This window comes from Bradyrhizobium sp. LB11.1 (genome assembly GCF_040549385.1).
In the GTDB taxonomy this organism is placed as follows: domain Bacteria; phylum Pseudomonadota; class Alphaproteobacteria; order Rhizobiales; family Xanthobacteraceae; genus Bradyrhizobium.
The window spans coordinates 496,358-510,903 of sequence record NZ_JBEPTH010000004.1 but is presented as its reverse complement, the minus strand read 5'-3'; the positions used below and the strand labels follow the sequence as shown (position 1 = coordinate 510,903).

Sequence of the window (14,546 nt, the reverse complement as noted above, 5' to 3'; positions counted from 1 at the left end):
TCCCTTACTGCACACTCAGCGCCACAAACCGCAGTTCGCCGTCGCCATTCGAGACCAGCAGCAGCGCGGACTTCTTGCCGTCCTTCTTGAGCTGGTCGATCCGCTTCTGGATGTCGGCGCCGCTGGAGACTGCTTCCTGCGCGACTTCGACGATGACGTCGCCGGCGGCGAGCCGCTTCTCGGCAGCATCCGAATTGGCGTCGACATTGGTGACGACCACGCCCTTGACGGTGTCCTTGATCTTGTAGCGCGTGCGCAAATCCTTGTTGAGCACGGCGAGATCGAGGCCGAGCGCCTTCTGTGTCACCGGCTTCTCCGGCGGCGGCTCGTCTGTCTTCACCGCGGCCTGCACCTTGTCAGGATCTTGCAGGCGGCCGAGCGTGACCTTCTTGGTCTGCTCCTCGCCCTTGCGGATGATGACGACGTCGACTTCCTTGCCGACCGCCGTATCGGCGACGACGCGGGACAGGTCCTTCGGGTCCTTGACGTCCTTGCCGTCGAACTTGACGACGACGTCGCCGGGCTCGATGCCGGCAGGTTTGGCCGGTCCCTTGTCGTCGATGCCGGCAACAAGCGCACCGCGCGCCGGCTTGATGTTGAGGCTCTCGGCGATCTCATCGGTGACGCTCTGGATGCGCACGCCAAGCCAGCCCCGACGCAGCTCGCCGAACTGGCGCAGCTGGTCGACGACGCCCGCGACCGTCTTCGACGGCACGGCAAAGCCGATGCCGATCGAGCCGCCGGAGGGCGAGATGATCAGGGTGTTGACGCCGACCACGTCGCCATCGAGGTTGAACAACGGGCCGCCCGAATTGCCGCGATTGATGGCGGCGTCAGTCTGGATGTAGCTGTCATAGGGGCCCGAGGAGATGTCGCGGTTCTTGGCCGAGACGATACCCGCGGTCACCGTGCCGCCGAGGCTGAAGGGGTTACCGATCGCAACCACCCAGTCACCCAGACGCAGCTTGTCGGAGTCGCCGAACTTCACCGAAACGAGCGGCTTCGTCGGCTTGAACTTCAAGACGGCAAGATCGGTCTTCTTGTCGACGCCGACCAGCTCGGCCTTGATCTTGCTGCCGTCGTTGAGGATGACGTTGATCTCGTCGGCGTCCGCAATGACGTGGTTGTTGGTGACGACGACACCGGAGGTGTCGATGATGAAGCCGCTTCCGAGCGAGTTGGTCTTGCGCGGCGGCCCGCTGCCGTTATCGCCACCTTTGCCACCACCGCCGGGTCCCTTGCGGTTCTTGAAGAAGTCGTCGAAGAATTCCTCGAACGGCGAGCCGGGCGGCAGTTGCGGCATGGTGTTGCTGCCGCCGCCGCTGCCCTTGGCTTCGACAGTCTGCGAGGTCGAGATGTTGACGACCGCGTCGATCACCTTCTCGGCGACGTCGGCGATGCCCTCCGGTCCGCGCGCCTGCGCCGGCGAGCCGAACACGCTGAAAGCGCCGACGGCGAGCGCGGCCAGCCCAGATCGCGCATGTCGGCGCAAGCGGGTCGGGACAATGGTGGCAGCGGTCATTGTGGTCTCCAGAGAATAAGGATTCGGCCTCAAGACTGCGCTCGAACCGGGGCACGGCGCAAGCGCGGAGCTTAACGGACCTCAGGACCGGGGATAATAATACGGCGAAAACCCGCCGCTCGCCTTCACTTTGGCGTTGGCGCGACCGTTAGATCGGACGTCGTATCACCCAGATCAGGATCAGGCCGGCGACAGCCGAACCGATCCCGACCGCCCGCAGGATATTGTCCGGCGTGGCAATGGCGCTCTTCATGGCCTTGCGCATCCAGTTCGGACTGGCCGCAAACATCAAGCCTTCGAGCACGAACAGGATGCCTAAGCCGATGAGGAAGTCGGCGAACGCAATGGACCTCATCGGATTGGAACCTCCCGTGGTGCTGTTCTTGTCTGGACGAAGGGCGGCCAGATCTGCCGCCCTTGTCTAGCTTACGGTTTCGCCGGCGTCTCGGTCGCCGGCTTGCCGGACGGGTTACCAAAGTACCGGAAGAAATCCGAGTCCGGCCGCAGCAGGAAGCGAGTGTCGTCCTTCTTCAGCCCGTTCTCGTAGGCCGTCATCGACCGGTAGAAGGCGAAGAAGTCAGCATCCTTGCCATAGGCTTCGGCAAAGAGACGGTTGCGCTCGGCGTCACCCACACCGCGCGTCTGCTCTGCCTGGGAGTTCGCTTCGGCAATGATCACCGTGACATCGCGGTCGGCTTTCGAACGAATTTCCTGCGCCTTCTGGCCGCCCTGCGCGCGGAATTCGGCCGCTTCGCGTTGGCGCTCGGACTTCATCCGGTCGTACACCGCCTGGCTGTTCTGCTCCGGCAGATCGGCGCGGCGAATGCGGACGTCGACGACTTCGATGCCGTAACCGCCGGCCTCGCGATCGAGTTGCTCGCGGATGCGCCCCATCAGCTTCTCACGTTCATCACGCACCACGGTGATGAAGCTGACCTCACCGAGCACGCGGCGCAGTGCCGCGTTCAAGAGCGAAGTGAGCTGGAGATTCGCTGCCTGGATCGAGCCCACGCTCTGATAGAAGCGCAGCGCGTCCTTGATGCGATAGCGCGCAAAGGCGTCCACCACGAGCCGCTTCTGGTCGGAGGCAATGACCTCCTGCGAGGGATTCTCGAGGTCGAGAATCCGCTTGTCGATGTTGATCACGGAGTTCCAGGGCGCCTTGAAGTGCAGCCCGGGGTCGGTGACGACGTCCACCGGCGCGCCGAATTGCAGCACGATGGTCTGCTCGGTCTGCTGCACCGTGAACAGCGACATGTAGGCGACAATCGCGACCAGAAGCGCTGCAAGCAGCGCGACAATGCCTGTAATCGGAGACCTCATCGCGTACCTCCGCTCGACTGCTGGCCGGACGTCGTGGGCCGCTTGGCCGACAATTCATTGAGCGGCAGATAGGGCACGATACCCTGGCCCGAAGAGCCTCCGTCGTAGATCAGCTTGTCCGAGCCGCCGAGCACGCGCTCCATCGTCTCCAGATAGATCCGTTCGCGCGTCACGTCGGGCGCCTTCTTGTATTCCTCGTACACCTTCAGGAAGCGTGAGCTCTGGCCCTTGGCCTCGGCGACCGCCTGCTCCCTATAGCCTTCGGCATCCTGCTGGATCTTGGCTGCGCGGCCGCGCGCTTCCGGCACGACCTTGTTGGAATAGGTCTGCGCTTCGTTTGACAGCTGCTCGAGATTGGCACGCGCCGCCTGCACGTCGCGGAACGCATCGATCACCTGCGCCGGCGGGTCGACCTTCTGCATCTGCACCTGGGTGATCTGGATGCCGGCACCATAACCGTCGAGCGTCTTCTGCATCAGATCCTGCACGGTGGTCTCGGTCTGCGTCCGCGCGCCGGTCAGGATCGGCTGGATGTCGGAGCGGCCGATCACCTCGCGCATCGCGCTTTCGGCGACGGCCTTCACAGTGCCCTCGGGGTTCTGGATGTTAAACAGGAAATTGCCGACGCCGTTGGGCTTGATGCGCCACAGCACGGTGAAGTCGACATCGACGATGTTCTCGTCGCCGGTCAGCATCAGGCTCTCTTCCGGCACGTCCCGGATCGACCGGGCGCGGCGGGCCGGATCGTCGATCAGCGTCATGCCGATGGAAATGGTGGACACGCGCAACGCCTTCGGCAGCAGCACGGTCTCGATCGGATAAGGCAGATGGTAGTTCAGGCCGGGGTCCACGGTGCGCACATGCTTGCCGAAGCGCAGCACGACGCCCTGTTCTTCGGACTGCACCCGGAAGAAGCCCGACAACAGCCAGAGCGCAATGATGATGAGCAGGATCAGCGTGATGCCGATGCCGGAGAAATAGCCTCCCGGCATGATCTGCTGGAGCCGCTCCTGGCCACGCCGCAGAAGGTCCTCCAGATCCGGCGGCCTCGGCCCGACCGGTTGCGGGCCTGAGCCCCACGGTCCCTTCGGACCCGAGCCCCACGGGCCACCGCCCTGATTCTTCCACGGCATTCGACGTTCTCCTCGGCAGACCGGGACTAGAACTAACCCGGCCCGCATTGTCCGGTCCGGCTTTATAGGGGACCGAAAGGACCCTTACAACGCAAGCCTCGCCGTCCTCCGAGCTAAGCTCGGGGGTAGAAAAGTCAATGTTAACATTGGCGAATGCAGTTAATGGGACCGCCGCCGACGATATGTCACATAGGAGTAGTCGGCGCTGTCGTCGGGGGCGGCGGGATGGCGGACGCGCTCCGTCTCCTCCCACTGTGCCTTGTCGATATCGAAATGCGTGTCGCCGTCGGGCCGCGCATGCACTTCGGTGATTTCGAGGCGGTCGGCGCGATCGAGCCATTGCCGGTAGATTTCGGCACCGCCGATCACCGCAATTTCAGCGGCTGAACGCCGCAGGGCATCGCCGCGCGCAACCGCGCCGGCGTCCGCCGCCGATGTCGTGACGACCGCGCCGGCGGCGCGATAATGCGGATCGCGCGTGATGATGATGTTGGTGCGATTGGGCAGCGGCCGGCGCAAGGATTCGAAGGTCTTGCGGCCCATGATCACGGGCTTGCCGATGGTGAGCGCCTTGAAGCGCGCCATGTCGGATTTTAACCGCCATGGGATCGTGTTGCCCGCGCCGATGACGCCGTTCTCGGCAATCGCAACGACGAAGACGATCTCCATCAGGTCGCGCTCCCCGCAAGCCGCGTCAGCGCAGGCCCCGTGACGCGACACAGCGTCCAATCGTCCAGCATCACGGCGCCGAGCGATTTGTAAAACGCTATCGACGGCGCGTTCCAGTCGAGCACCGCCCATTGCAGGCGCGACCAGCCATTGTCGACGCATTCCTTCGCCAGATAAACCAGCAGCGCCTTGCCGAGACCCTTGCCGCGATGCGACGGCCGCACATACAAATCTTCGAGATAGATGCCGTAGCGGCCGCTGAAGGTCGAGAAATTCGCAAACCACACGGCGAAGCCGATGGGCTCGCCGTCCCATTCGGCAACCGCGCAATAAAGCCGCGGATTGGCGCCAAAGAGCGCCTCCGCAATCATTTCCTCGGTCGCTTCGACCTCGTGCGAAAGCTTTTCGTACTCGGCGAGTTCGCGGATGAACGAAAGAACCAGTCCGGCTTCGCCAGGACGCGCGCGGCGGATGTTGTGAGACATCGGTGCTAGACCGCGACTGCCGCCTTGATATGCGGATGGGGATCGTAGCCGACGAGCTCGAAATCCTCGTAACGGAAGGAGAAGATGTCCTTCACCTCAGGATTGATTCGCATCACCGGCAACGCACGCGGAGCGCGGCTGAGCTGGAGCCGCGCCTGCTCCAGATGGTTGGAATAGAGATGGGTGTCGCCAAACGAATGCACGAAATCGCCAGGCTTCAAGCCCGTGACCTGCGCGACCATCATGGTGAGCAGCGCGTAGGACGCGATGTTGAAGGGCACCCCGAGGAACACGTCAGCCGAACGTTGATAGAGCTGGCATGACAGCTTGCCGTTTGCGACGTAGAACTGGAACAGGCAGTGACACGGCGGCAGCGCCATCTTGTCGACCTCGGCCGGATTCCAGGCCGAGACGATCAGACGGCGCGAGTCCGGGTTGCGCTTGATCATGTCGATCACATTCGCGATCTGGTCGATGCTGCGGCCGTCCGGCGCCGGCCAGGAGCGCCATTGATGACCGTAGACCGGACCGAGATCGCCATTGGCGTCCGCCCACTCGTCCCAGATGGTGACGCCGTTGTCGCGCAGATATTTGATGTTGGTGTCGCCCTTCAGGAACCACAGCAGCTCATGCACGATCGCCTTCAGCGGCAGCCGCTTGGTGGTCAGCATCGGGAAGCCGGCGGACAAATTGAAGCGCATCTGATGGCCGAACACCGACAATGTGCCCGTACCGGTCCGATCGGTCTTCTCGGCGCCATCTGAAAGAATCCGCTCGAGCAGGTCCTGATACTGGTGCATGTGCCAATGAGCCTTTGGGGAAGGCGGCGAATTTAACGGCCACCCCCGCGCTGCGACAGCGGCGATTCGCTGGTCTCGCCGATTATACCCCGAAAAGTGAGTGCTTCGTGCGCAAACGACAAGGGGCGGAACTCGCGTCCCGCCCCCTCCTATCGGCTTGATGATGCTTGCTTAAGTTGCCGGCTTGAGCACCGGCGTCCACTTCGCGATCTCGGATTTCACGAGCGTGGCGAGCGCCTCCGGCGTCCGGGCTGCAGGGCCCGGGATGACGCTGCCGAGCTCGAGCAGACGCTTGCGCACGGTCTCGTCGTCGAGCGCCTTGACCGCGGCGGCGTTCAGGCTCGCCAGGATCGCGGGCGAGGTTCCCCTCGGGGCGAACATCGCATTCCAGGCCTGGGCCTGGAATGCTGGCAGGCCCGCTTCTGCTGTGGTCGGCACGTTCGGCAGCGACGGATTGCGTTCAGGCGTCGCGATCGCATAGGCCTTGATTGTGCCGGCATTGATCTGCGGCACGGCGTTGACGATCTGGTCGCACATGTAATCGACCTGGCCCGCCACCAGCGCGTTCATCGCAGGTCCGGTACCATTGAAGGGCACGCTGACCGGCTTGATGTCGAGAAGGGAGTGCAAGAGCTCGCAGGAGACGTGCGAGACCGAGCCGACGCCGGCATGTGCAGCGTTCACCTTCTCGGCGTTGGCCTTCACGTAAGTCACGAACTCCTTCAAATCCTTCGGCGGAAAATCCTTGCGCGCCAGGATCAGGATCGGCGTGCCCGCGAGCAGCGCGATCGGCTCGAAGTCTTTCTCCGGATGATAGGCGAGCTTCGGATAGAGCGGCACGGAGGCGGCGTGCGTCCCCATGTGGCCGGTGATCAGCGTATACCCGTCATTGGTCGCGCGCGCGGCGCGGGTGGTCGCGGTGGTGCCGCCGGCGCCGACCACGTTCTCGATGATGATGCTCTGTCCGACCGTCTGCGCCATGTGCGACGTGACAATGCGCGAGATCACGTCGGTCGGGCCACCGGCCGCGAACGGCACGACCATGGTGATGCTGCGCGTCGGATAGGTCTGCGCCGCGCCTGGTGCGACAAAGCCGCACAGCGATGCGAGCATGGCAGCACATGCGCCCGTGAGCGCGCGAATGGAAAACATCTCGATCTTCTCCGACATTAAAATGCCGGCCAAAAGGCCGGCATTTTCATTTCACGAAGCTGTCACGCAAGTCGATTGGACTTCCGAATGCGGCGCGCCGACGCAGTGCGCGGCGACGACGCAGGCGCGACGCGATCAGTTCTCGGATTCCGTGAACACCTCGTCGCGTTTGGCACGCAGCATTGGCAGCAATGTGAGGACCAGAAGAAACGCCGCGATCGCGAGCAGCACAGCCGACAACGGACGCGTCAAGAACACGCTCCAGTCACCGCGCGAGATCAGCAGCGCGCGGCGCAGGTTCTCTTCCATCAGCGGTCCGAGCACCATGCCGAGCAGCAGCGGCGCCGGCTCGAAATCATGCTTGATCAGCCAATAGCCGACGAGACCGAACGCGCCTGCAAGGATGACATCGACTGGTGCGTTATTCACCGAATAGATGCCGATCGCGCAGAAGATCACGATCGACGGGAACATCAGCCGGTAAGGTACGCGCAGCAGGCGGACCCAGATGCCCACCAGCGGAAGGTTGATGATGATCAACATCAGATTGCCGACCCACATCGAGGCGATCATGCCCCAGACGAGCTCCGGCTGCTTCTGCATTACCTGCGGACCCGGCACGATGCCGTGGATGGTCATCGCACCCACCATCAGTGCCATCACCGCGTTCGGCGGGATGCCGAGCGTCAGGAGCGGGATGAAGGAGGTCTGCGCCGCGGCATTGTTGGCGCTTTCCGGCGACGCCACGCCCTCGATCGCGCCACGGCCGAACCGCGACGGATCCTTGGCGATCTTCTTCTCGAGCGTATAGGCCGCGAAGGAGGCGATCACGGCGCCGCCACCGGGCAGGATCCCGAGGATCGAGCCGAGCACGGTGCCACGCAAGATCGCGGGCGTCGAGTCGATCAGGTCTTTCCTGGTCGGCATGAGGCCGGTGATCTTCTGCTGCACGAGATCGCGGTTCATCTCGGCGCCGGCATCGAGATTGCGGATGATCTCTGCAAAGCCGAACACGCCCATCGCAACCGTCGCGAAGCCGAGCCCGTCGGCGAGCTCCGGAATGTTGAACGCCATGCGCGAGGCGCCGGTCTCGATGTCGGAGCCGACCATCGACAGCAACAGGCCGAACACGATCATCGCGATCGCCTTCAGCACCGAGCCCTTGGCCAGCACGACCGCGAAGATCAGGCCGAGCACCATCAGCGAGAAATATTCGGCCGGGCCGAAGGCCAGTGCGAGCTTGGTGAGAGGCGCACCGAGAACAGCGATCAGGACTGTCGCAACGCAGCCCGCGAAGAACGAGCCGATCGCCGCGATCGCCAGCGCCGGACCGGCGCGGCCCTGCTTCGCCATCTGGTGACCGTCGATGGCGGTGACGACCGATGTTGCCTCACCGGGAATGTTGACCAGGATCGAGGTGGTCGAGCCGCCATACTGGGCGCCGTAATAGATGCCGGCGAGCATAATCAGCGCGCCGACCGGCGGCAATCCGAACGTGATCGGCAGGAGCATCGCCACGGTTGCGACGGTGCCGATGCCCGGCAGCACGCCGACCAGCGTGCCGACCAGTGCACCAATCAGGCACATGAGAATATTGATCGAGATCGGAAGTGACAGGCCATGGAGCCACCAAGGTGACCACCAGGAGATCTGAAACACCACGCCGAAACCGAGGCCCAGATTGTGGAAGAGATCGAACATCACACCCTCACTGAGCCAGGAAGCGCGGGAACATCGGCATCGGCAGCCCGAGCACGTAGGGGAAGAGCAGCGCGCAGCCGAGCGTCAGGCAGGCGCCGACGATGACCGCTTCGACCCAGCGCGTCTCATGGGTGCCCATTGCCGCGATCAGAAAGCTCGCGAACGCTGTAACCACCACCCCAAGCGGACGAATCGCCAAAGCGAAGAAGACGATCGAGATCATCACGAACAGCGGCCCGCGCCAGGCATAGTGCGCCATCGCCGGGCCGTCGGACAACAGTCCCGTCAACGCGATGCCGGCGCCAAGTGCGACGAGGAGCACGCCAAACATTCGCGGCGCCGTGCCGGCGCCAAAGGAGAAGCCGCGCATCCCCTGCAAATCGCTCGAAGCCCACAGAGCAAACAAGGCGAGCGCCATCAGAACGATCCCGCCGACATAGTCCTGTGCCGACCTGATCGTCATGAAGATCGTTAGGATCGCCACTGCAAACAGCGGATACGAATAGATCAGCGCCAGCAGCACATCCGATGACGCCTTCTTGGTGTCACCGCCGACTGCTCCGAGCAACGCAGCCGGAGCGCCAGCGACCAGCGCCGTCGCATGTGCAGCCACGACCTGCAGCGGACCGCGCCCGGCGCCCCAGCCGAAGATCGTCCCGAACGACCAGATCAGTTCAAAAATCTGCGGCGCTATGGCCAGCACACAAAAGCCGATGGCCACCGACGTGTTTTTTGTGGCTGTCGCCGAGTGGCCCATTGTGTCGGCCATGCATGTCTCCTCCGCGACCCGTAAGCCACGAGCACTGTTGTTCTAATCGGCTGGAAGGGATCCCCGGCCCGGCTCATTGCCTAGCGATTTTCATCACACAATGCCAGCAAAACCCAACAGGCCGCCTGCGAGCAGAAGCCACAACGGATTGATGCGAGAGACAGAGGCGGTCAGAGCAATCGTCGCGGTCAGAAGCAGCGCAGCAATGCTGCGATCGGTCGACTGTGCGAGGATCAGGGCACTGGCAGCCATCAAACCGATCGACAGCGGAACCAGTGCAGCCTGGATCAGGCCGGGCCAGCGCGATTGGCTCGGCCGGTTCAGTATCCGGCTGACATAATAGGCAAGCAGCGCCGTCGGCAGACACATCGCCAGCGTCGCGGCGAGCGCACCGGGAATGCCGGCAACGGCATAACCGATTAACGTGACGATAAGCACGTTGGGACCCGGCGAGAGCTGCGCGATCGCATAAGCATCCGCGAACTGCTTGTCGGTCATCCAGTGATGCACATCGACTGCGATGCGGTGCATCTCGGGCACTGCGGCTGCGGCGCCGCCGACCGCGAACAGCGACATCAGACCAAACGTGGAGATCAGCGCCCAGACCGGGTTCTCGCTGCTCACGCTGCTACCTTCCGCCGCATCAAATAGGTGACGCCGATGCTGAGCGGGATCGCGACCAGCAGCACCGCCTGGAGCGGCAGGCGCAGCACGCCGATGGCGACGAACACGCCGAGCATGAGGATGAGCACGACGACATCCAACCGTTTGAGCAACGGCGTCATCATGCGGAAGACCACCGCGATCAGCAGGCCAACCGCCGCGCAGGCGATGCCTGCGAGAATACGACGCAGCACCTCTACGTCCCCAAACCGGGCGTAGATGATCGCGAGCACCGTCATGATCAGCGTCGGCGGCAGCAACAATCCCGCAAACGCGGCAACGCCGCCGGCGATACCGCGCAGCCGCGACCCGAACACCATCGACAGATTGACGATGTTGGGCCCGGGCAGGAAATGGCAGAGCGCAAAGGTCTCGTTGAACGCGTCCGCCGTCATCCAGCGGTGATGGTCGACGATGGCGTGCCTGGCAAACACCAGAACCCCGCCGAAGCCTGCCAGCGACATCCGGGCAAAAGCGAGGAACAGCGCGGCGAGGCCGGGCGGTGGGACGTGGGTGGCCGGCAAATCCGGACCTTGATCCGGCTCTTGGGCGGCCGGTGCTGATTCCGTGGACATGTCAGGAGCTTAGAACGCCGGCCGCGGTGCGGCCAAGATCACGCTGGGGTCCATCTCGGACCTATCCAAAGGGAACCGCGCCTCTCCGCTCGAAACCTCTGTTTTTTGAAACCTTTGCCCCCTATATTGGGGCTGCCGGTTCGCCGGCTATGGAAATAAACGGTCGTCGCAATAAACCATTCGGACCCGGGGGCGGTACCCGGCGCCTCCACCAAAGCTCATCGTTCGGCGAGCTTGGCCCACTAACAAGTGAGCTTCGGCGGGGGCGAAATAGGATCGACGAGGGCGTAAAGGGCGAACTTTTTCCCGGTATTGTTCCGCCGTTATCGGGCTATGCAATAGTTGCCAACGACAACTTTGCTCCGGTTGCTCAGGCTGCGTAACGCAGTTTGAAAGACCATTCTGAAGTCCTAACGGGTTAAGCTCCGTTAGGCGGGGTTCGGAGGCACCTGGCAACAGAAGCCTCCACTTACCCTTATTTCCTTCCCGGCGGGGACTCCTGCTGACCCGTCAGGCGCGGTACTATTGCGGCTTGCCGAGTCGGGCCGGCAGGGCCCGTCTCCTGGAATGCAACAGGACCACCATGGCGACCGATCATATCCGATACGATGTGCTGGCCCGCGACGCACTGCGCGGCGTGCTGCGCAAGGTGCTGACCGATGCCGCGTCCCAGGGACTGCCGGGCGAGCATCATTTCTTCATCACCTTCGTCTCGAAGGCCGAGGGCGTGAAGATTTCGCCGCGGCTCCTGGCCCAGTACCCGGAAGAGATGACGGTCATCCTCCAGCACCAGTTCTGGGACCTGACCGTGCTCGAGGACCGTTTCGAGGTCGGCCTGTCCTTCGGCGGCATTCCGGAGCGGCTGATCGTGCCGTTCAGCGCCATCAAGAGCTTCCTCGATCCGTCCGTGAAGTTCGGGCTCCAGTTCGACACCTCCGACGTCGCCGAAGTGGCGGGGGAGAATTTGCCGGCCGCCGCTGCCCCGTCAGCCGTCGCGGTGCCCGCGGCTGGCACTGAAACGGCAGAGACCGCAGAAGAACCGACCCCGCCGAACCAGGGCGGCGCTGAAGTCGTGCGGCTCGATCGTTTCCGCAAGAAATGATCTAGGTTGGCCGCGAGACCATCGCGCTCGGCCAAACTCCCTATATAGAAGAGCACATGAAGAGGCTGCGCGGCGTTTCGCGCGGCAGAATGGATGTGCTCATGGCCAAAGCTGCCCGCGCGAAGACCGCCCGCCCCGCGACCCGCATCGAGACCGACAGCTTTGGTCCCATCGAGGTCCCCGCTGATCGCTATTGGGGGGCGCAGACCGAACGTTCGCGCCAGAATTTCCGCATCGGCATCGATCGCATGCCGATCTCACTCGTGCATGCGCTCGGCATCGTGAAGCTTGCGGCCGCGCAGTCCAACCTCGAACTCGGCTTGCTCGACAAGCGCCGCGCCAACGCGGTCATCCGCGCCGCGTGCGAGGTGATCGAGGGTAAGCTCGACGATCATTTCCCGCTGGTCGTGTGGCAGACCGGCTCGGGTACCCAGAGCAACATGAACCTCAACGAGGTCATCGCCAACCGCGCCAATGAGATGCTCGGGGGCGAGCTCGGCGCCAAGAAGCCGGTGCATCCCAACGACCACGTCAACATGAGCCAATCGTCGAACGACTCTTTTCCGACCGCGATGCACATTGCGGCCGCAAGCCGCGTCACCGCCGATCTCGTCCCTGCCCTCGGCGAGCTGCACCGCGCGCTACGCAAGAAGGAGAAGGAGTTTGCGAAGATCGTGAAGATCGGCCGCACCCACACCCAGGATGCGACGCCGCTGACGCTCGGCCAGGAATTTTCAGGCTATGCCGCGCAGGTCGAGAGCGGCATCGCGCGGCTCAAGGTTGCGGTAAAGGATCTCTATCCGCTGGCGCAGGGTGGCACCGCCGTCGGCACCGGCCTTAATTCGAAGCCGCGCTTCGCAAAGCTGTTTGCAAGGCACGTCGCCGGGATCACGAAGCTGCCCTTCACCAGCGCGGCCAACAAATTCGAGGCGCTGGCCTCGAACGACGCCTATGTGCTGGCGCACGGCGCCATCAATTCCGTCGCGACAGGCCTGTTCAAGATCGCCAACGACATCCGCTTGCTCGGATCGGGCCCGCGCTCGGGCCTGGGCGAGTTGATCCTGCCGGAGAACGAGCCGGGCTCGTCGATCATGCCGGGCAAGGTCAATCCGACGCAGTGCGAGGCTATGACCATGGTGTGCTGCCAGGTGTTCGGCAATCACACTGCGATCACGGTCGCCGGCAGCCAGGGCCATTTCGAGCTGAACGTCTATAAGCCCGTTCTTGCTTACAACATGCTACACTCGATCCGCCTGATGGCCGATGCCGCGCGCTCCTTCACCGAGCATTGCGTCAGCGGCATCCGCGCCGACGAAAAGCACATCAAGGAGCTGATGGAGCGTTCGCTGATGCTGGTGACCGCGCTCGCGCCGAAGATCGGCTACGACAACGCGGCCAAGGTGGCCAAGACCGCGCATGCCAACGGCACCACGCTCAAGGAGGAGGCGCTGCGGCTTGGCTTCGTCTCGGCCAATGAATTCGACCGCCTGGTGCAGCCGGAGAAGATGACGAGGCCCGGATGAATTCCGAATTCCGATAGTCATCCGTAGTGATACGGAGCCCTGAGGCTCATAATTATAAGGCTTAAATGACAGGATTTGACTACCGTCAATGTGGCGGCGGAGGCGCCTGGTGCGCAAGGCTCCTCTGCCAGACGGGCGAAATTCATCGTTTGATGGCCCTTGGGGCCGATTGACGAGGACGAGCGAATGGCGATCAACTCTTGTGGGGCCCAACGCGGCGCCCTGTTTCTGGAAGTTTCATCCTGCCCGAGGAGGATCGGATGATGGAGACGCGGCATGGGGAACGTCATCAACCTGAATCGTTTCCGGAAGCGCGCCAATCGGGAAGCATCGGCGAAGCAGGCGGACGCCAACCGAACGAAGTTCGGCCGCACGAAGGCGGAGCGGTCGGCGGAGGAGACGCACGCGGACAAGGCGAAGGCGCATCTGGACCAGCATCAGATCGATCGCGAGGAGCAGCCATGAAGTCGCCCGTCGTGAAGCGTTCGATCGTAGTCGCCGGTCACAAGACCAGCGTCAGCCTGGAAGAGGCGTTCTGGAACGGCATGAAGGAGATCTCGGGCCTGCGCAACATGACGCTGTCCGAGCTCGTCGGCGAAATCGACGGCGCCCGCCAGCAGGGCAATCTGTCCTCGGCGATCCGCCTGTTCGTGCTCGACTACTTCAAGAGCCGCGCCATGGCCGCCATCCAGGCGGAAAAGGTGCCGGCCCTGTAAGCGTCGCGACGCTCTGCCCACGGCTTCGTGATCTGCACTTTAAAATCGCTCTAAGGTGCAGTTTCGGCGGGCCAGCGCGCTTGACCTCCATGCCCTGCGTTGAAAATACAGGGGATGACCGACACCCATGATACGCGCCGCGAGATGCCGCTCGGCCTGGCCCTGCGCGGCTATACCGGCGTCATTCAGCACCTGTCCGCCAAGGACGCCGGCTCGGCACTCTCGGACATCGAGCTCGAGAGCCGGCTGATCGAGCTCGGCTTCGTCGAGGGCGCCCGGGTCGAGGTCCTGCACGAGGGGCTGGTCGGGCGCGACCCGATCGCCGTGCGGGTCGACAACATCACCATCGCGGTGCGCCGCCGCGAAGCCATGGCCATCATCGTCGCCTGAGATCGCGGCCGGACATCTGATTC

General features: G+C 63.3%; 17 protein-coding genes and 1 other RNA gene. 6 read left to right on the top strand and 12 right to left on the bottom strand.

The window, feature by feature from the left end:
- Positions 1-4 precede the first annotated feature (4 nt).
- The 12 genes from ABIA96_RS13745 to ABIA96_RS13690 form a co-directional block, all read right to left on the bottom strand.
- On the bottom strand, positions 5-1,522 hold the full coding sequence (locus ABIA96_RS13745) for a Do family serine endopeptidase (RefSeq protein WP_354137577.1): 1,518 nt from the start codon (positions 1,520-1,522) through the stop codon (positions 5-7).
- A 148-nt stretch (positions 1,523-1,670) separates the two neighbouring features.
- Positions 1,671-1,877 carry a DUF2065 domain-containing protein gene (locus ABIA96_RS13740; protein WP_354137576.1) on the bottom strand — a complete coding sequence of 69 codons (207 nt, stop codon included), beginning with the start codon at positions 1,875-1,877 and terminating at the stop codon, positions 1,671-1,673.
- Positions 1,878-1,948: 71 nt separating this feature from the next.
- Entirely contained in the window at positions 1,949-2,845 is an 897-nt protein-coding gene (gene hflC, locus ABIA96_RS13735; RefSeq protein ID WP_354137575.1) for a protease modulator HflC, read from the bottom strand.
- Complete coding sequence (hflK, locus tag ABIA96_RS13730; protein WP_354137574.1) at positions 2,842-3,978, bottom strand: FtsH protease activity modulator HflK; 1,137 nt, start codon at positions 3,976-3,978, stop codon at positions 2,842-2,844. The genes hflC and hflK overlap by 4 nt, the downstream gene beginning before the upstream one ends.
- Positions 3,979-4,137: 159 nt before the next feature.
- A complete protein-coding gene (locus tag ABIA96_RS13725; RefSeq protein ID WP_354137573.1) occupies positions 4,138-4,647 on the bottom strand; it encodes a dihydrofolate reductase in 510 nt (169 codons plus the stop codon).
- The gene (locus ABIA96_RS13720; protein WP_354137572.1) at positions 4,647-5,132 is read right to left on the bottom strand and encodes a GNAT family N-acetyltransferase; all 486 of its coding nucleotides are present in this window, start codon (positions 5,130-5,132) and stop codon (positions 4,647-4,649) included. Before ABIA96_RS13720 ends, ABIA96_RS13725 begins: the two co-directional genes overlap by 1 nt.
- A 5-nt stretch (positions 5,133-5,137) precedes the next feature.
- A complete protein-coding gene (locus ABIA96_RS13715; protein ID WP_354137571.1) occupies positions 5,138-5,932 on the bottom strand; it encodes a thymidylate synthase in 795 nt (264 codons plus the stop codon).
- A gap of 171 nt (positions 5,933-6,103) precedes the next feature.
- Entirely contained in the window at positions 6,104-7,084 is a 981-nt protein-coding gene (locus ABIA96_RS13710; RefSeq protein ID WP_354137570.1) for a tripartite tricarboxylate transporter substrate binding protein BugD, read from the bottom strand.
- 135 nt (positions 7,085-7,219) lie between these two features.
- Complete coding sequence (locus ABIA96_RS13705) at positions 7,220-8,785, bottom strand: tripartite tricarboxylate transporter permease (protein WP_354137569.1); 1,566 nt, start codon at positions 8,783-8,785, stop codon at positions 7,220-7,222.
- Between the two features lie 7 nt (positions 8,786-8,792).
- On the bottom strand, positions 8,793-9,554 hold the full coding sequence (locus ABIA96_RS13700; protein WP_354137568.1) for a tripartite tricarboxylate transporter TctB family protein: 762 nt from the start codon (positions 9,552-9,554) through the stop codon (positions 8,793-8,795).
- 93 nt (positions 9,555-9,647) lie between these two features.
- Complete coding sequence (locus tag ABIA96_RS13695) at positions 9,648-10,178, bottom strand: chromate transporter (protein ID WP_354137567.1); 531 nt, start codon at positions 10,176-10,178, stop codon at positions 9,648-9,650.
- The gene (locus tag ABIA96_RS13690; RefSeq protein ID WP_354137566.1) at positions 10,175-10,792 is read right to left on the bottom strand and encodes a chromate transporter; all 618 of its coding nucleotides are present in this window, start codon (positions 10,790-10,792) and stop codon (positions 10,175-10,177) included. The genes ABIA96_RS13695 and ABIA96_RS13690 overlap by 4 nt, the downstream gene beginning before the upstream one ends.
- 95 nt (positions 10,793-10,887) lie before the next feature.
- On the opposite strand from ABIA96_RS13690, the gene ssrA reads away from it, so the two are divergent.
- From ssrA to ABIA96_RS13660, 6 genes are all read left to right on the top strand, one after another.
- Positions 10,888-11,262: a transfer-messenger RNA gene (ssrA, locus tag ABIA96_RS13685) on the top strand.
- Positions 11,263-11,375: 113 nt separating this feature from the next.
- Positions 11,376-11,894 carry an SspB family protein gene (locus tag ABIA96_RS13680; RefSeq protein ID WP_354137565.1) on the top strand — a complete coding sequence of 173 codons (519 nt, stop codon included), beginning with the start codon at positions 11,376-11,378 and terminating at the stop codon, positions 11,892-11,894.
- Positions 11,895-11,983: 89 nt separating this feature from the next.
- Positions 11,984-13,417: a class II fumarate hydratase gene (gene fumC, locus ABIA96_RS13675; RefSeq protein ID WP_354137685.1), complete on the top strand. Its 1,434-nt coding sequence runs from the start codon at positions 11,984-11,986 to the stop codon at positions 13,415-13,417.
- Positions 13,418-13,693: 276 nt separating this feature from the next.
- On the top strand, positions 13,694-13,882 hold the full coding sequence (locus ABIA96_RS13670) for a DUF4169 family protein (protein ID WP_354137564.1): 189 nt from the start codon (positions 13,694-13,696) through the stop codon (positions 13,880-13,882).
- On the top strand, positions 13,879-14,133 hold the full coding sequence (locus ABIA96_RS13665) for a ribbon-helix-helix domain-containing protein (protein WP_354137563.1): 255 nt from the start codon (positions 13,879-13,881) through the stop codon (positions 14,131-14,133). The genes ABIA96_RS13670 and ABIA96_RS13665 overlap by 4 nt, the downstream gene beginning before the upstream one ends.
- A gap of 114 nt (positions 14,134-14,247) precedes the next feature.
- The gene (locus ABIA96_RS13660) at positions 14,248-14,523 is read left to right on the top strand and encodes a FeoA family protein (RefSeq protein ID WP_354137562.1); all 276 of its coding nucleotides are present in this window, start codon (positions 14,248-14,250) and stop codon (positions 14,521-14,523) included.
- Positions 14,524-14,546 lie beyond the last annotated feature (23 nt).